The 17329-nt window shown below is 55.5% G+C and carries 13 protein-coding genes; 10 read left to right on the forward strand and 3 right to left on the reverse strand.

Annotated features, from left to right (window positions below; all coding sequences use genetic code 11):
- The 8 genes from BM229_RS17685 to BM229_RS17720 form a co-directional block, all read left to right on the forward strand.
- On the forward strand, positions 1-279 hold a 279-nt coding region (locus BM229_RS17685), incomplete at its 5' end, for a DDE-type integrase/transposase/recombinase (protein ID WP_139226314.1).
- A 534-nt stretch (positions 280-813) separates the two neighbouring features.
- A complete protein-coding gene (locus tag BM229_RS17690) occupies positions 814-3444 on the forward strand; it encodes a hypothetical protein (RefSeq protein ID WP_093928964.1) in 2631 nt (876 codons plus the stop codon).
- A gap of 19 nt (positions 3445-3463) precedes the next feature.
- Entirely contained in the window at positions 3464-3709 is a 246-nt protein-coding gene (locus BM229_RS17695) for a hypothetical protein (RefSeq protein ID WP_139226315.1), read from the forward strand.
- 272 nt (positions 3710-3981) lie between these two features.
- Positions 3982-4758 carry a hypothetical protein gene (locus tag BM229_RS17700; protein ID WP_139226316.1) on the forward strand — a complete coding sequence of 259 codons (777 nt, stop codon included), beginning with the start codon at positions 3982-3984 and terminating at the stop codon, positions 4756-4758.
- A 38-nt stretch (positions 4759-4796) separates the two neighbouring features.
- Positions 4797-6035, forward strand: a complete 1239-nt coding sequence (locus BM229_RS17705) for a TolC family protein (protein ID WP_244152273.1) — start codon at positions 4797-4799, stop codon at positions 6033-6035.
- Between the two features lie 48 nt (positions 6036-6083).
- Positions 6084-8216, forward strand: coding sequence for a type I secretion system permease/ATPase (locus BM229_RS17710; RefSeq protein ID WP_093928968.1), 2133 nt, complete (start codon positions 6084-6086; stop codon positions 8214-8216).
- Entirely contained in the window at positions 8213-9385 is a 1173-nt protein-coding gene (locus tag BM229_RS17715) for a beta-barrel domain-containing protein (protein ID WP_093928969.1), read from the forward strand. The genes BM229_RS17710 and BM229_RS17715 overlap by 4 nt, the downstream gene beginning before the upstream one ends.
- Before the next feature lie 146 nt (positions 9386-9531).
- A complete protein-coding gene (locus BM229_RS17720) occupies positions 9532-10797 on the forward strand; it encodes a BamA/TamA family outer membrane protein (RefSeq protein ID WP_093928972.1) in 1266 nt (421 codons plus the stop codon).
- Positions 10798-10825: 28 nt separating this feature from the next.
- Here BM229_RS17720 and BM229_RS17725 read toward each other — a convergent pair whose 3' ends face one another.
- From BM229_RS17725 to BM229_RS17735, 3 genes are all read right to left on the reverse strand, one after another.
- Positions 10826-12061, reverse strand: coding sequence for a glycosyltransferase (locus tag BM229_RS17725; protein WP_208604120.1), 1236 nt, complete (start codon positions 12059-12061; stop codon positions 10826-10828).
- 111 nt (positions 12062-12172) lie between these two features.
- On the reverse strand, positions 12173-12868 hold the full coding sequence (locus BM229_RS17730) for a response regulator transcription factor (protein ID WP_338117479.1): 696 nt from the start codon (positions 12866-12868) through the stop codon (positions 12173-12175).
- A gap of 59 nt (positions 12869-12927) precedes the next feature.
- Positions 12928-14910, reverse strand: coding sequence for a response regulator (locus tag BM229_RS17735; RefSeq protein ID WP_167360299.1), 1983 nt, complete (start codon positions 14908-14910; stop codon positions 12928-12930).
- A gap of 294 nt (positions 14911-15204) precedes the next feature.
- Between BM229_RS17735 and BM229_RS17740 the strand changes: the two genes are divergently transcribed.
- Entirely contained in the window at positions 15205-16677 is a 1473-nt protein-coding gene (locus tag BM229_RS17740) for a BapA prefix-like domain-containing protein (RefSeq protein WP_208604121.1), read from the forward strand.
- A 239-nt stretch (positions 16678-16916) separates the two neighbouring features.
- On the forward strand, positions 16917-17329 hold a 413-nt coding region (locus BM229_RS18140), incomplete at its 3' end, for a BapA/Bap/LapF family prefix-like domain-containing protein (RefSeq protein ID WP_139226317.1).

Here is a 17329-nt window from a genome sequence, read left to right on the forward strand (position 1 = left end):
GCCAAGGTGATCGGCGAGATCAACGACCGGCTCGGGCCAGAGCACACAATCCGCCATGTCGATCGCAAGTACCTGAACAACCGGATTAAGAGCGATCATGCTGCAATAAAACAGCGGCTGCGACCGATGCGTGGCTTCCAGACCATGGCCGGCGCAAAGGCCGCGCTCGCCGGGATCGAAACCTTCCGCACCATCCGCAAGGGTCAGTTCGAAAGCTGCAGGACCGGAGTTGAAAACGAGATCGACTTCGTCGCCAAACTCTTCCCGGAAGCCGCTTGATGATCGCAGTTCCTGCTTTTACTGCGCCGAAGCGGCGTTAATGCAACGGACCCCTTCATCTGAATTGAACTGTTCCAATACCATTCCAGCATCTGGCCGTGCTCTCCGGGCGGCCTTAGATCAATGACAGCGATGGCCCGTATCGGAGGCCGACAAAAACTGATGCAGGGGGGACTTCGCAGGCGTCCATAAGGACGCTCGATAGACCACCTAGTAGCCTGAGCAGTCAGACGGCCCCTTGGCGGAGGCTTGGGCTGTAGAGGCGTTGGATTGTGGCTTTTTGGCCGTAGCTGAACAGTTATGAGGAATTGTTTCCGCTAGGCGGGTGTTGAATTTCTTGCCAGATAGGATTGGAGGGCATACTATAGTAAGTCATTACTCCTTTGGTATGCTTTTGAGCTGAGCGAGGGTTCTGCTGATCTGTGTACGATAGAAAGTATGGCGCCTCCTGTGAATGCTGCTAGCAAAATGGGGCTTTGGAGGCGGCAAGGCGCGTCATTGATGTGAAGTTGCGCAAAGTTATGGAGCTGCCAGTTGGGCAAGTTTGAGAGCAGCAAGAGCGCGCAGGAGCGCGATCAGGTCGCCGATCAATTCGGTCAATCCTCGATTCCGTTAGGCTTGTTGCGGCCTGCAGGCGATATGAGCCCCCGCAGCACTGGAATTTCTGTTACGGCCGGCGCGATCGGCATGGGTTTGGCGGCGCAAAGCGCGTCTCAAGACGGTTTGATGGCGTTTGCTGCGACCCTGCCTGGGGCGGATATCTTAGCTTCTTTAGCACGGAGTGAAACCCAAGGTCCTTCCGCAAAATCAGCCGATGTTGCGGAGGGCGAGAATGTTGGGGGGGCTTTTCAGCCTGATGGGGCCGCGATCGAAGCAGATAGCGTTGACCCTCTTCAAGGGGCAAGCTTTGATGCAGATGATTTAGAGATGTCGGTCGCACCGAGCGTCCAAGAGAGCCAGCTCACCTCCCACATCGGGGTCGATGGGAGCGCTATTGGCAGCGTGTCGATCCAAGGTACGACGCGCGCATCGACCAATTCATCTGTGGCAGAACAACTTAATGAGGTTTTAGGCGCGGCGGAAAAAGTTGTTCCCACTATCGCGGTCGTGCCCGGTGATCATTTGCTGCCTGAGGATATTGCAGGGGCTGAAGGTCCCGTCGGCCCCATCGTTGGCTCGGTAATTGGCGACGGCGATCTGGCGGACGGTTTGCTCGACGGTGTTCTCGGCGAGGGGAGCGCGCTTGATTCCGTTTTGGGTGAGGATGGGGTGGTAGGCGTTCTGCTTGGTGAAGATGGCCTCGTCTCGGGCCTTCTTGGCGACGGTGGCGTTGTTGGTGCCGTTTTGGGTGAAGATGGCGTGGTTGATGCCCTGCTTGGCGAAGACGGGCTTGTCGGGGGTGTTCTCGGTGACGATGGCGTTGTCGGTGGCCTTCTTGGTGAAGGCGGCGTTGTTGACGACTTGCTTGGTGAAAATGGACTGGTCCAAGGCGTTTTAGGCGAAGATGGCATTGTTGATGGCCTGCTTGGCGAAGATGGCCTTGTCGGGGGTGTTTTGGGTGACAACGGTGTTGTCGGCGGCGTGCTTGGCGAGGATGGGCTAGTTGGTGGTCTTCTCGGCGATAATGGCCTTCTTGGCGGATTGTCGGGTGGGGGTAGCTCTGAGACCACAGAGGGCGTCCCGGCTGATTTGGTTGATACGACACTCAGTGAGGTGTCAGGTGTTCTGGATACAGGCGCGCAGACTGTAACCCAAGTTGTTGACGGCGTGATCGGCGAGGCTGGGCTGGTCGGTGGTGTTGTTGATGGTCTTCTCGGCGGCGGCAGTGGTGATGAGAGCTTGGCCGGCGGCCTTCTTGGTGAAGACGGCCTTATTGATGGCCTTGCTGGAGAAGATGGGCTCGTCGGGGGCGTGCTTGGCGACAACGGTGTTGTCAGCGGTGTGCTTGGCGAGGATGGGCTGGTTGGCGACCTTCTTAGTGATAATGGCCTTCTTGGCGGATTGCTGGGTGGGGGGAGCTCCGATCCCACAGACGTTGTTCCGGCTGATTTGGTTGATACGACACTCAGTGAGGTGTCAGGTGTTTTGGACACAGGCGCGCAGACTGTAACTCAAGTTGTTGATGGCGTGCTCGGCGAGGGTGGACTGGTCGGTGGTGTTGCTGATGACCTTGTCGGCGCTGGCCTTGAGGATGAAAGCTTGGCCGGTGGCCTGCTTGGTGAAAGCAATCTTGTCGAAGGTGTTCTGAGCGACAATGGTGATGGCCTGCTCGGAGAAGATGGACTCGTCGGGGGCGTGTTGGGCGACGATGGGCTGGTTGGGGGCCTTCTTGGCGATACTGGCGTGCTTGATGGTTTGTTGGGTGAGAGCACAGAAGGCGTTCCTGCCGAGCTGGCTGATACGACTGGTATTGAGGCGTCCGACGCTCTTGAAACAAGCACTGAGACTGTAGCGCAAGTTTCCGAGGATATCGTTGGAGAGGATGGCCTTGTCGGCGGCGCCCTTGCAGAAGGGACGCTGGCTGGCAGTCTTTTAGGCGACGACGGTGTTGTTGATGATCTAGTTGGCGATGACGGGCTTGTTGATGGACTTGTTGGAGGGCTGCTAGGTGGTGGCGTTGTTGAGGTTGAAGAGGCCGAGCCCGCTGAATTGCCGGATATGACAACCCCTGAAACTTCAAGCGTTCCGGAGGACGAGGCCCTAGTTTCTGGGCCGGCTCTCAATCCAGATGTGGCCGTTGGGGGCGTGGTTGATGATATCCCCGTAGTCGGCGGTGTTCTTGGGGGATTGTTGAGCGGGCAGGCTGCTTCACCGCAAGCCGTGGAGCCCGTTGTCGAGAGCCTAGGGACCGAGCCTTCTGACGACGCATTGCTGGTTAAGGAGTCGGTCGAAGAAGGCGTTTCAAGTGATGACGGTTTCCTCGATACATTGGTGGCTGGGGTTGCTGAAGATCCATTGGCTTCCGTCGAAACGCTTCTGGATCCTGGGCAAACGCTTCTCGACGGTTTGCTTGGAGAGAATGATGTTTTTGGCCTCAACGTCGTTGAGACCGATGAGGGTGATGATCTCTTCGCCGGCCTGACAGGTGAAAAGGGCCTCACTGGTAGCTTGGTTGAACAAGACGTGCTTGGTCTGTCCGATCCGGTTGGGGGGGGATGCGCCTGATAGTGAGGTCGATAATCTGTTGAACGACATTCTCGCGGGCGGAGTGAGTGACATCACCGGCGAAGATGGAGGTTTCGATGCTCTGTTTGGCAGCGATACAGCGGCCGAAGAGACGGGCGAACTGCTCGGAGCTGAAGATGTTGCAGTTGCTGAAGCGGGTGCGGTCGAGGGCGCGCTCGACATTCTCTTTGACCAAGGTGGTGATCACGGGCATTCTCTCCTGGGCGGGTTGCTCCAAGATACCTTCGACAGCGACAACGCCTGATAGGCACTGCGCGCACATCCAGAGTAGCTGGTGATACGGGGTTCTCTCGGTCGCCTTTATAATGTCGATTACACCTAATCTATTCTTAAGGTGGTATTTTATTCATTTGTCACAAAATCGGCCCAATTGGGCTGCATCCTTTTGGGTGGGGGTATTTATCCTTGTAACGAAAGGCTGAAAAAGCTCTTAATAAACTACTTTAGACTGGTTGGCGATTTGCGCGACAGCACACGACGGTTGTGAGTGCGTATTATTGACAGAAAGGACTTATCTTGTCCGTTGGCGTAACGCTTAAGCAAAGAGGAACCTCGGAAAGCGAGGGCGTACAGGCTGTGTCGAATATGTCGTTGGGCACGCCGGCAGATATTTCCCTTGCAAGGGGCACGCCGGCCATTGTTGCCTCAGACAAGCTTGGGTCTGATTTGGCCTTGAGCTTCTCAGATGGCAAAACGCTGCTGGTACGGGACTTTTTTGTGATTGGTGAGGAGGGCGACTTTAGCCGCCTGTTGCTCCCCAATGGGGAGGCTTTTGTAACCGGACTGATGGGCCCCGAGCCTTCTTATACCACTGATGGGAATGCCCAAGGATCAGTGGAGGCTGGTTCTGAGGCGGAGAGCGAAGTCCTGGCGGGCCTTTCCGAGGTTCAAGACGGTGCTGGCGAGAGCATGGATTGGTCTAGCCCCTTGCTGTTTGCGGGCACCGGTCTTTCGCTGGGAGCGGGAGTTAATCTCCTATCGGGAAACGACGAAGAGGAGGCGCCTGTGCTTGCGCAAAGCGAGGCGCAGGCCTTCTCACTTGCAGTCGAGGAAGTGATCGGTGCCGCATCCGATACGTTGGAGCGGAAAGACTACGATCCAGAGGCGCCGAGCACCGAAGTGGAAACCGACGAAACGCCTGAGGGTGCCACTATGAAAGATAGCGATCCGGCTGATGATGCCACGAAAGGTGCATTTGTTGGAGACGCAAATCTGTCGGGCGCAGAGATACCGATGAAGGCGGGATTCCAGCATGATTTACCACCAGAATTGATGACGGAGTTTGTTGGATGAGGATTGCGAGGCGCAGTCAGAGTGTTTTCTCAGGCGCTGTGGGTTGGGTTCATTTTGCTGCTGCAACAGCGTTGTCTTTGACTTTAGCGGCGCCTGCTGCGGCGCAGGTCTCGTTGCGTACAGCGGTATTACAAGCCACGGAGCGAGACGGTGAAGTCGCCGCACTTCGCCAAAAGGTTGCTAGCCGATCTATAGAAATTCAAGCGGCCCGTGATGCCTATTATCCAAGCATTAGCGTATCGGGCGATACATCCACCACAGATTCCGATGGGCCAGGCATTACCGTGACGGTTTCGCAGGTTCTATTCGACTGGGGCTTGATCCGCAGTAAGATCAACGCCGCCTCCCATGTTCGCGTTCAGGCGGTTTCGGAACTAAAAATGGCGGTGGAAGGTCTTACCCTCCAGGTGGCTCAATATTTTATAGATGTTGAGGTAATTGACCGCAAAATTGAGCGTACTCGTGATTATACTGCTTTTGCTCAGCGGATTGCCGATCAGGCACAGGCCCGTGCGCGGGCAGGGATCGGAGACAATGGAGAAGTCGCGCGCGCCCAGCTTGAGATTGCACGTGCGGAAGACCAGTTAGCACAGCTTGTTGCGAACCGCCGCATCGCGTTATCGCAGATTGATTTTCTGGTGGGCCGCCAAGTTGGCTCGATCGTGGCGCCTCCTGATCTTGGCTATGGTCGGCGCTATGCTGAAGCTGCAAAAATCCGATCTGCAGTGCGCATTGCGCCGGACTATATTGCTGCACGGGCAGGGGCGGATGAAGCTGCCGCCGGGGTGGAAGCGGCTCGGGCATCCCGCTTGCCCACGATCAAATTGCAGGCCCAGGGTCGTGCCGCGCTCAACGGAGGCAAGAGCAGCGCAGCCATCGGTCTTTCTACGGGGGTGGATCTCAATTCCAGCGGACTTGGGCGTCGTAAGATTCAGTCAGCGGAGTTGAACCTGCAGGCGGCGAAATCCACATTGGTTTTCACTGAGCGGCAACTGACGAATACAGCGACGAGCGCCTTACAACAGATCAGCATACTGCGCAGAACGGAGAAGGCACGTGCTCAGCAGCTGCTTGAATCCCAGCGGGTGCTCGACACCTACGAACAGCAGTTCATTGGAGGTCAGCGCGAGCTTTTGGACCTGCTGACCACAGGTCGTGATCTTTACGATTCAGAAATTGAAAAAATTGACACCTACGAGGAGCGCAAGCGCACGGAATACCAAGCCGCGCACGATCTGGGTGTTCTAGGCACACTGATCATCAACACCGCATCATAATAATCGAAGGCGGTGGTTGGGAGCACTATGATTTATAAGGGAGCAGAGATGAAAGACCATGACTTCGCAGGCTCTTTGATCGCTGGTCTTGTTGAACTTTGCCGGGTGCAAGGCGTAACGACGTCGGCAGAGCAGCTTACTGATGGTCTGCCCAAGGCAAGTGACGCCGCACAATCTGAGCATATGGCGTCTCTCGCGTTGCGCCGGGTCAACATGAGTTGCCGGGTTAGCCGAGAATCGCTGGACACATTGCCTGCCCATTGCTTGCCCGCGCTGGTCTTTCTGAAGGACGGCCGAACCCTTGTCTTGGAGGGGCTTCCAGAGTCGCAGGCACGGGTCATTTTGCCAGAATCTGGTGGCGGTCGTGCGCTATGGCCGCGCAGCAAGCTGGACAAAATGCATGATGGACGCGTCTTGATATCGAAGCCGATCGATATTGTGAGCAGCCGGTTGGAGGATACTAAAAATGGTCGGCATTGGATTTTAGGACCGGTTCTGAGCAACTGGAGCATCTACCGCGATGTCATTTGGGCATCTTTTGCGGCCAACTTGCTTGCTGTTGCGACAGCCCTTTTTTCAATGCAGGTCTATGATCGGGTGGTGCCCAGTAACGCATTCGACACTTTGTGGATTCTTGCCAGCGGTGTGGGCATTGCGATCGTTCTAGAACTGGTGTTGCGCATTATGCGCTCAACGCTCGTTGATGTTTCTGGGCGGGATCTCGATCTGCGGCTCTCGGCGCAGCTCTTTGATAAAGTCGCCAACATGCGGTTGAAGCATCAGCCTCCCTCTACCGGGGTTTTTGCGAACCAAGTTCGAGACTTTGCCACCGTGCGGGAGTTTTTTACTTCAAGTACCGTCACAGCGATCTGCGATTTGCCATTCGTGCTGATCTTTGTAGGGGTAATTTGGTTTATAGGGGGACCAGTTGCGCTGGTGGTGCTGGCGGGCGTGATTTTTACGGTCTTGCCCGGACTTGTGATGCAGAAGAAGCTTGGGAGAGCCTCAAGAGAAAACACGCGTGAGGCTGCTGCGCTGAACGGGCTTTTGCTGGAAACGATTTCGAATTTGGAGACTGTGAAGGCGTCGCGTGCTGAGGGCCGCTTACAACGTGCGCATGCCCAGCTGTCGGCCACGATGGCGACGACGGCGATTAAAACCCGCAGCATTACCAACTTTATGACCCAGCTTGTCAGCTCAGTCCAAAAGCTCGCCTATGCAGGCGTGATCATCACCGGTGTTTATTTGATCAGCGCTGGTGAGCTGACCGTGGGGAGCCTGATTGCTTGCACTTTGCTCTCGGGCCGTACGATGGCCCCGATGGGGCAGGTGGCTGGCCTCTTGGCGCGGTGGCAGCATGTGCGGGCGGCGATGGAAGGGCTGGATCAGATCATGGATTTGTCCGTGGAACGTCCCGATGATCGCCATTTTGTGCGCGCGCCTGCGCTGTCAGGTGCTTTTGTGCTGGACGACGTGGTGTTCCGTCATGATCCTCAAGCGCCGCCGGTCCTTTCTATCCCTGACCTTTCGATCAAAGCCGGTGAACGTATTGCGCTGCTTGGGGGCAACGGGGCTGGGAAGTCGACGCTTTTGCGCATGATGGCGGGGTTAACGGATCCGCAGTCGGGCAGCGTGTTGGTGGACAGCCTATCGCTAAGCCAGATTGATCCGATCGACCGGCGCCGTCAGATTGGTTATTTGCCGCAGAGTGTGGCTCTTTTCCAAGGTACTTTGCGCGACAATCTGCTGTTGGACCACGGTTTGCATTCTGATGAGGAGTTGCTTGAGGCCCTGGACGCGGTGGGTTTGGGGACGTTCGTACGACGTCATGTCCGCGGTCTCGACCTTCAACTGCAAGGTAACGCGAATGTTTCTGGGGGGCAACGTCAGTCTATTGGTCTTGCACGGGTGTTGTTGCAGGATCCGCGGATTGTCTTGCTGGATGAGCCGACATCGGCTTTCGATCATCTCACGGAAAGCAAGGTTATTGCCCATATGAAGGAATGGCTGCAGGGCCGAACGACGATTATTTCGACGCATAAGCGGGAGCTATTGGGGCTCACTGAACGCGCAATCGTGCTGAAGGAAGGCCGGGTGGCACGGGACGGTGACCTGCTGAGCATCCTGAACACGGCTCGGGCCAATGCGGTTCAGAATAAACCGGTGAAGGCTGTGACATGACCACCGTTGATGAGATGCCAATTAGCCATTTGGATGGCAGCCACCGGCGTCAAACGCTGAAGGTTGCGCGCTGTACGATACGGACGGTCGTCATCACTTTGATCGTTGCTGTCGGATGGGCATCTGTCGCTCAGATCAATGAGATCACACGGGGCGACGGCCGTGTTATTCCTCTGCGTCGGATGCAGACGATCCAAAGCCTTGAGGGGGGTATTCTCGCGGAATTGGCGGTGCAAGAAGGGGATATTGTAAGAGAAGGTCAGACCTTGGCGCGCCTTGACCCAACCCGGTCTGAATCCGCCTTTCTTTCAGCAGAATCGGAGATCACAGCTTTGGTTGCAGAGGTCGCACGTTTGGAGGCGGAAGTGCTTGAGCGCCCTGTGTTGGATTTTGGCGAAGCGCCAAACAGTTCAGAGCTGACCGAACTAAAGCTGTTCAAGGCAAGGCGGACTAAGCTTGAGGCCTCACTTGAGGCCCTTGAAGCCGAACGTACGGCCATTCAGGAGCAAATCGATATCACGCGGCCTCTAACTGCCAATGGGTCGGTTAGTCGTATCAATCTGCTGCAACTGGAGCAGAAGAAGGCCGAGCTGGACGGTAAGATCAGCGAAACCCGCAATGTTTATGTTCAAGATGCCTACAAGGATTTGGCTCAGCGTAGGGCCAAATTGGTGATGATGCAGCAGGAATTGGTTCAAAAGCAGGACGAGTTCCGGCGGACGGAGATCCGATCTCCCGTGTCGGGAAGGGTTAACAACATCGAGATCACCACACTTGGGGGTGTGGTTCAGCCAGGTGAGCCAATCATGCAGATTACGCCGACAGATGATCAGTTGATTATTGAGACGAAGGTCAAACCGCGGGACGTTGCACTGATCGCGCCAGGCATGCCTGCGAGCGTTAAGATTACGGCGTATGATTTTGCCACCTATGGAGATTTGCGCGGCGTGGTCACGCAGATTTCCGAAGATACGGTTGAAGAGGATACGCCCCAAGGTCCAGCAGACTTTTACCGCGTTATGGTGCGCACTGAACGGAGCTATTTGGAACGCTTCGGGGAACAGTACGCAATCCGCCCTGGGATGATTGCCCAGGTTGATATTGAGAGTGGGGATCGATCCATTTTAAGCTACCTGACACGCCCCATTCTTAAGGCGCGCCTCCATTAAACCCATGTAGCAGGGTCACTGCTGACCCTGTTCGAATATAAGATATGACATAGAAAGTGCTGCCCTTGCTTCGTCTGCTGCCCACCTTAAGCGCGTTTCGCGCCCTCTTCTTTGCTGTGCCGCGAGTAATATCGCTGGGGGGGGCAATGGCAGTGGGGCTGCCTTGGACCGCGGCGTTTGCAGAGCAGAATGTGCGCAGTGTGGAGGTGCGCGGGGCGCAGTTCATTCCTGAAGGCGACATCCAAAAAACCTGCGGGGCTGAGGCGGGGATCGCTTATTCCCGATGGGAGATGATGGCGATTGAAGAGTGTTTGATGTCGACGGGGGTGTTTGAAACCGTAAACCTCTCGTTGGAAGGTGATCTTCTGGTTATTGAGGTCCAGGAGTTGGATACAAGACCTGGACGCCTTGATGCGAGTCTTGCCTATGTCTCACAGGACGGGCTGACAGCCAGTTTGTCCTTTGAGCGCTATAATCTGTTCGACCGCACCTATGGGGCAATGCGCCTTGAATATGGTGAAGAAGTGCAGCGCTATAGTGCGAACCTGTATCGGACGGAAGCCTTTGAGACGTCGCTGGATTTGGGGTTTGAGGTTGTGGCGGGGCGTGAAACTTTTGATGATCTCAGCTTTAGCTATGAAACAGTAAGAGCCGAGGCCTATCTTGCTTGGTTGCGGCGGGCCAATACACGGTTTGAAGCGGGTATCGGATACCGAGACCACCGACTTTATAACCTTGATCCGAGTGCCAGTGCTTTGTTGGTGCGCGAGCAGACTGATGGTATCGCGGCTCCTTATGTGCGGTTTGGGGTGGCGCATAAAAGTTGGACTGAAAAAGAAGAAGCGGATGGCCAATGGCAGAGCTTTGGTTACAGCGTTAAGCTGGATCAGTATTTCTGGAACGTTGGAACACCTGACCTGCTCTCAGATACACGGCTTGAGGCACGGATGCAGTTTCCGATCGCAGATAAGACCCGTCTGCTGTTGGGATTTGATGCGGGCGCGGTTTCTGGCTTGGACGGCAATGCCACTCGAGCCATCGATCGGTTCTACCCCGGCGCGGACGGTTTTCGTGGGTTTGCACCGCGGGGTATTGGGCCTCGCGATGGGGAGGACGCATTAGGCGGCAATAATTTTGTTCGTGCATCTATCGAAGTGCAACGTGATTTCGGCGAGCTATTACACACACCCGTCCTGGGGGGCATATTCATAGATACTGGGGGAAGCTGGGGGCTAGATGACACGCTTGGCGGGATAATCGATGATGGGTGGCATCGCCGTAGCAGTGTTGGTGTGTCGGTTACCCTCGATATTGGAGCAACTCCTGTTTCGCTTTATGTCGCCAGCCCCTTAGAGCGCGAGCCAGGCGACGCTCGGCAGACATTTGGTCTGGGTCTCAGCACATATTTCTAGATAAACGGGCTCTTTCTCTCTCTCTCTCTCACGTGTTCCCGATGCGGGCCGCGCGATTGGACATCGCTTGTCGGAACAGTGTCATATAGCGGGGGGCTGTGACAGACAGGTCGTATTGAGTGCGGGCAATACTGCGCGCTTTTTGCCCATAGCGTAAGCGTCGTGCCGGATCCTCCATAAGTGCGAGGATTGCGTTTAGCCAAGCGTCATCGTTATCTGGAAGAAGTTGGCCGTTGACGTCGTCTTGGATCATCTCAGCGGCATATCCGCGGTCGGGTGCTAAGACGCAGCCACCGCGTCCGAGTATTTCCATCAAGCCCCAGTTCGCCACGCCGAACTTCAGCGGGTAGAGAAAAAGGTCTACTTCTGTGATCCGCTTTGAGAATTCTTCGTAAGGCAATTTACCAGGGAATTCGATCACCTTCGCGGCCCTAGGATAGGTGAGCATCAAGTGATCACGGAACGTTTGGACCTGGCCATTGTGGCGTCTTGTGACGGCCTGTTGTTCGTAGCCGTAGGTTGCTTCTTCCGCGCCGCCGAAGGCAACGAACTGTGCGTCAACGCCTTGCGATACCAGTTTGTCGACCAGCCTCACATAGGTTTCGAAACCTTTGGCGGAAGACAAATCTCTTGCCGCGAAGCCTATTATCATCTTCTCGCGGCCACCGGTCACCGGTGCCGGCATTGATCGAAAATCAAAACCCTCCATTTGAACTTCGATATTGGCGCGTAGGGCAGGGGGGAACATGTTTTTGGCATGTTGGCTGGGGCAAATTACCAAGTCGCTAGAGAGGGCCTGATGGAAGTTTAGCATCTCAGCATTCCGGTCTGTAATCCGTTGCGCCAAGTCGGGTGGATAGGCCGGGTCCCAACCATGAGCGCGGAAACTTGGAAATTCGATATAGCTGACAATGGCGGCGTCGATTTCATCGTACAGGAAATGCGGTGCGCCCCAGAGGGAATGCGCCACCACTACATCAATCCGCTTTTGCTTGCGCAGGTCTCGAAGGGCATTCAGTAGACCTCTTCCGATACGAGCAGAGCGTTCCACTTTCGCTGAATAATAGTATCGGTCATTGCTTATGATGGGACCGTCGGGGCGGAAGCCAAGAATATGGCGGCCGCGGTGGCGGTTGCGCTTCATATGCCCTGGTGTTGTTAGAAAGTAGCTCTCAGCTAGGCCTGAATGACGCAAGTAATCGCATAATAGGCCGAATTGGCCGGGGTATACTGCGCCTGCAAAGACGATAACTGGCTTGCTCACCATGGGCTCCGCACTTGGCCCTCTCTTGAACTTTGGAGGGATGTAACGAAAGCGTAGCGCAGATAAACTTGTGGATGCAACTAAGGTTGCTGGGAAGGGGCTGTTGCCCGTTCAGAACATGTTTAGATCGCGAGCGACGATAACTGCTTGGGTGCGGTTGCTGGCCCCCAGCTTTGCGCAAATAGACTTTACATGCATTTTGACAGTTGCTTCAGCCAAGCCCAGTTCTGCCCCAATTTCTCGGTTAGGCTTACCTTGCGCGAGAAGGGCGAGAACGGACATCTCACGCTCTGATAAGGCAGAGTCATTTGAGGCTTCGCGGACTTTGGCGCGCGGCCGGTCGATGAGTTCGACTGGCACGTATCGGCCCCCATTGGCCATGAAGCGTATTTCATTGGTTAGGCTTTTGAGCGATTGTGTTTTTAGGATGATCCCTGCGCCGCCCAGTGCCAGTGCTTCTGAAACGACATGTGCGGTGGGGTTGCTGGTTAGGATGCCTACCGGCTTTCCGCCGTTTTGCTCGAGTGCTTTTGAGAGGCCTGTAATGCCATTCATACCTGGCATGTCGAGGTCTACCAGAACTAGATCGAAGGGTCCGTCTGCCTCGATCTTGTCGAGCGCAGTTTCAAGGTCGGGGGCAGTTTGTGCTTCGAAATCAGGAAGGTTTGAGAGAAATTGCTCGAACATCTCTAAGATCATCGCATGGTCGTCTGCGATTAGGATCCGGGTCGGCTTGTCTTGCGGGGTAGTCATATTACTCATATTTGTTTTACGAAACCCCTGGGTGAAATCCCCTAGTCGCAACATTATCGCCGTCTTTCGGCCCGGGCGCTAGATCTATCACGAAACCGCAGCGAAGCAAGCAATCATCTGCTGGTGCTTGAACTAGAGGCAATTCCGCTCATAGCCTTTTGGGTCGCTTCCAATGCGTCCCGCGCACTCTCGAGTGCAATCTGCTGGGTCGTTTCAGAGGTGTCCAAGGAAAGCTCCACTTGGCGTAGGCTTTGCTCTAAAAGTTTAAGCCCAGTCAGCCCAGAAGACCCTGTTGCCGCGTGTAGCAAGCGTTTGGTTTCAGTGCTCTGCTTGCCAGGCCTGATCTGATCAAGGATCGCCTGTGCTTCGGCATGTGCACGTCTCATGAAGTCCAATGCGGCTTCATTCCCAAGTTGCTTGGTGAGATCTTTAAGCACTTTCTTAGAAAGTGGTTCTGCGGAAGTTGCGGCCGATTTTTTGTTGGGCTGGTCCTTGCCATCCGTTGAGGGGTCGGTGTGGTCGTCCTTACTATGTGCCGCGCAGTAAACTGCATGGCAGAGCGCCGCATTGCGGATTGGCTTTTCCAAAAGTCGAACCATGCCGAGGTTCATGCATGCTTCACGTAGGTTGTCGTTCACATGCGCTGTCAGTCCAAGAATTAGCCCGTCCCAATCCAGTCTGCCTTTTGATTGTTCATCACGGATGCTGCGGAGGAGTTCGACGCCATTTATATGGGGAAGTGTCATATCGGTCAGCAGCATGTGAATGGCTTGGGCCGCGTCGGGTCGTTGCAAAATCCGCAAGGCTCGCAATCCGTTTTCGACCCCTTCGACCTTTGCGCCCGCTTGGCCAAGGCTATGGACTAGCCAGTCTCGGCTCGAAGGGCTGTCTTCTACGACCAGTATTCCAAGGTCCTTCAGAAGCCCTTCGCCGCTCGCTGGGGCTTCTAGGTTTTCGGTTGCAGTGTCTGCCCCGGCACGGGGTAATGAAAATGTCGCGCGCATGATCGTCCCGGCCACGGGTTGGGACGGGTCTGTCAGCGGTCCGCCGTCATGAGCTCGGTCAAGTAGTTCAATGCGGCCGCCAAGGTGGCTGATGGCATGGGCCAAAACGTTCATCCCGGCACTGGTCCGGTCGGTCCTGGTGCCTGCGCGTTGGTCGCTGCGTTTTCCTTCCGTAGTGGTTCCCAGAAGGCGCGCCTTTTGGGCCTTTGGTATGCCGCCGCCTTGATCAGCGACTTCAATGGCGATGATGCTTTCGTTTCGTTTTTTAGGGTTTTGCTGTCTTGGATCGGGTGCGCATGTAATATGTATGTCGATGGCCTTTCCACCGTGTTTGCCGGAATTGTCGAACATGTTTTGTAGTAAGGCACGGACCAGATGCACGGGGCCGTGAAGTCGAAGTTGGTCTTGTGGTTGCACATCCAGAGTCACGGTCGCGCCACGGCTGTGCACGATGGGTTTGATCATATCGAGGATGTTTTGTGCTTCTTCGCCTAAGTTAAAGTCTTCATCGGCCTGCAGGTGAGCGCCGGTCAGCTCGCCCCGGATCACGCGGATCACTTTTTCTATATGTGCAAGCGCCAGCTGCGCCGATTTTTGTACGTCATTGATGTTCGGGTTGGGCGCCGTCGTTGCCCCTTGCTCCTGATCAAAAAGTGCTTCGGCGGATGCCAAAACAGATTGGATTGGTGTCCTAAGGTCGTGGGCGACCCGAAGTAGGGTCGCTGCGCGTGCGCGGTTTTGTAATTGTACCGCCTCTTGATCGGTTTCCACCAAACGCAAGAGGAAGGTTTCGGCCTTGCCAAGGGAGAGATGTACTAACTCACCCTCAAGCTGCGTGCCATTGTATGTTGTGGATACTGCAACGCTGCCGCTGCGCTGTGCGCGCGTGCAAAGCTTAGGCCAGCTGAAGGTTGCTTTGAGGGCGGCCGAGTCCAACCCCAATTGGTTCGCAGGGGGGTTCGAAAGAAGAATTTCCGCTTTGGGTGTTGTGAGTATCGCGATGCGGCGATCGGTGGATATCAACCGTGCGACTGCCTGCAAAACAGGTCTGACTTTTGCTGCGTTCAAAGCCGAACCTTTTTCTTCGGGCATTTGGTTCTCCGGCATGCTTCGTTTTGCGGCGGGCAGAAGGGGTGACATACCGATCTAAGTGCCTGTTGTAGATGGTGCGATTCTGAGTGCGCATCGTCAACCTGGTGGTCCCGCTTTAGAGGGCTTTTGCGGGATATCGGTGTGCATGGGCAACGCGAGGTGATGCAGGCTAAAGTATGTGTTCAATACTATTGACCTAAACTTTAGTATGTGATCTCATTAATTGGAAACTGGGTGGACCAATGATCACGCCCCTGAAAAGGCGCGGGATGGAAAGAGGATGAGAAAATGGCAATGACTGAACTCCGGGCCGGAGATGCGGCCAACGTGCAGATAGATGCCACCAAGGGAGACATTTCCAGATATGTGAAATCGGGGGATAGCCTCATTGTAGAGTTGCGTGATGGGGGTAAAATCGTCGTATCTGACTTCTATGAAGCTGCAGCGGACGGTGTGTCTCACAAGCTGATGTTGGCCGATGGGACGTTCAGTGGTGTGGAGGGCACGCCGGATGAAAAGGAAGAAGTTGCCGGGCTTGGGGCCAGCATGGAGCAAATTGGTGCCGGGCTAGGGGCGCTGGCGACAGCTTCTCTTGCGTTTGCTGATGACAGCGATGATGCGATCAATCCCGCTGGCCCTACCGACCCAATCGATCCGACAGATGCTACAGAACCAACCGATCCGACGGACGCAACTGACCCGACAGATGCTACAGAGCCAACCAATCCGACGGATGCAACCGACCCTACTGATCCGACGGATGCAACTGATCCTACGGACCCGACGGATGCAACTGATCCTACGGACCCGACGGACCAAACTGACCCGACAGATACAACGGAGCCTACGGATACAGCGGACACTGGTGTGCTGGATCCCATTCTTGCAGATGAAGGCGTATTAGGCGAACTCACCGGTAACGATGGACTGTTGGGAGATTTGACCGGGTCTGACGGGCTGCTTGGAGATTTGGTCGGTGATGATGGGCTTCTGAACTCTGTTACCGGAGAGGATGGTCTGGTCGGCACCTTAACGGGCGGCGGTCTTCTTGGGGGCAGTGATGGGTCTGGTAGTTTGACGGGTGGTCTTGTGTTTGAGGACGGCCTTTTGGGGGGCGTGCTTGGGGGAGCCGGGCTGGCCGAGGGTTTGCTGGGTGAAGAAAGTGCGGTGGATGGTGTCGTTGAAGCCGTGGAAGGTGTTTTGGATGGTGTTCTTGGAGACGAGGGTGTTGTCGGCGGCTTGCTCAGCGGAGAGGGTGGCGCTCTTGACGGTGCTTTTGGTGAAGAGGGTGTTGTTGGCGGCTTGCTTGGCGGCGAGGGCGGCCTTCTCGGAGGTCTGCTCGCCGGAGAGGGTGGCGTCTTTGATGGCGAAGGCCTGATTGGCAGCCTCCCCGGTGGGGGCAGCGGTCCGGCAGGTGCCGTCTCCGATACGGTTGAGGACTTGCTTTCCACCTTGGGGGGCGAAAGCGGCTTGCTTGATCCAGTAATCGCAGATGGCGGTCTGCTTGGAGATTTAACGGGGAACGAAGGTTCGTTAGGTGATGTGACCGGTTCCGACGGCTTGGCTGTTGATATCATTGGGGAAATGGGGCTACTTGCCGATGTAATCGGCGAGGACGGATTGCTGGGCGAGTTGACCGGTGCTGGTCTACTAGGAGCGGGTGCCGATGGCGGCGGTCTGCTGGGCAATCTCGGCATGGATCTGCTGGATGGCCTTGGCGGCGATAGCATGCTCTTTGATCTCTCGACTTCGGTAGAGGGCGTGTAAACAATCTGTTTCCGTCTTCTCGCGTTCATCGAAAGCCCCGCAGAAATGTGGGGCTTTCCCCCTTATTATAGGGGTTTCGGACGATTTCCTTCTAAAGCTGCGCATCGGAGTGCGGGAGGCAACGCCCCCCCATACAGGGTTGACAAGCAGGCTAGCGGCCGCTTCTAATATACTTAAGTTAGTTATACATACTTTTGAGGCATTCCTCGTTCTGAGGTTGTCCCTATGAGGAGTTTCCAATGGCAAATCGCACCATTCAAGCCGGGCCTGAAATTGGCATCAAGATTGACGTTAACCGTTCTGATATCGCGCGTTATTCAAGGCAAGGGGATGATTTGTTCATTACCCTTTCGAACGGCGATGTGATTACAGTCGTTGATTTCTATACTCCTGCGGCGGACGGGTCTTTACATAGCTTGATCCTTGCTGATGGAACTGAGAGCGGGGTCGAAGGTGATCCTCTTGTCGGTGGCGGTGGTGAGATGTCCAATGAGGGCTTGATCGCGGCAGCGGTTGGTGGCCTGGGCCTAGTCGGTGCAGCGGCCGGCAGCAGCGGTAATGGGGACGATCCAACCGATCCCACGGACCCGACCGATCCAACTGATCCCACGGACCCGACCGATCCGACTGATCCCACGGACCCGACCGATCC

The organism is Sulfitobacter dubius (assembly GCF_900113435.1).
Lineage (GTDB): Bacteria > Pseudomonadota > Alphaproteobacteria > Rhodobacterales > Rhodobacteraceae > Sulfitobacter > Sulfitobacter dubius.

Excerpts from the sequence above, each read along its gene's own strand:
- BM229_RS17710 (WP_093928968.1), top strand. The coding sequence starts at position 6,084 with ATGAAAGACCATGACTTCGCAGGCTCTTTGATCGCTGGTCTTGTTGAA.
- BM229_RS17715 (WP_093928969.1), top strand. The coding sequence starts at position 8,213 with ATGACCACCGTTGATGAGATGCCAATTAGCCATTTGGATGGCAGCCAC.
- BM229_RS17720 (WP_093928972.1), top strand. The coding sequence starts at position 9,532 with ATGGCAGTGGGGCTGCCTTGGACCGCGGCGTTTGCAGAGCAGAATGTG.
- BM229_RS17730 (WP_338117479.1), bottom strand. The coding sequence starts at position 12,868 with ATGTTGCGACTAGGGGATTTCACCCAGGGGTTTCGTAAAACAAATATG.
- BM229_RS17735 (WP_167360299.1), bottom strand. The coding sequence starts at position 14,910 with ATGCCCGAAGAAAAAGGTTCGGCTTTGAACGCAGCAAAAGTCAGACCT.
- BM229_RS17740 (WP_208604121.1), top strand. The coding sequence starts at position 15,205 with ATGACTGAACTCCGGGCCGGAGATGCGGCCAACGTGCAGATAGATGCC.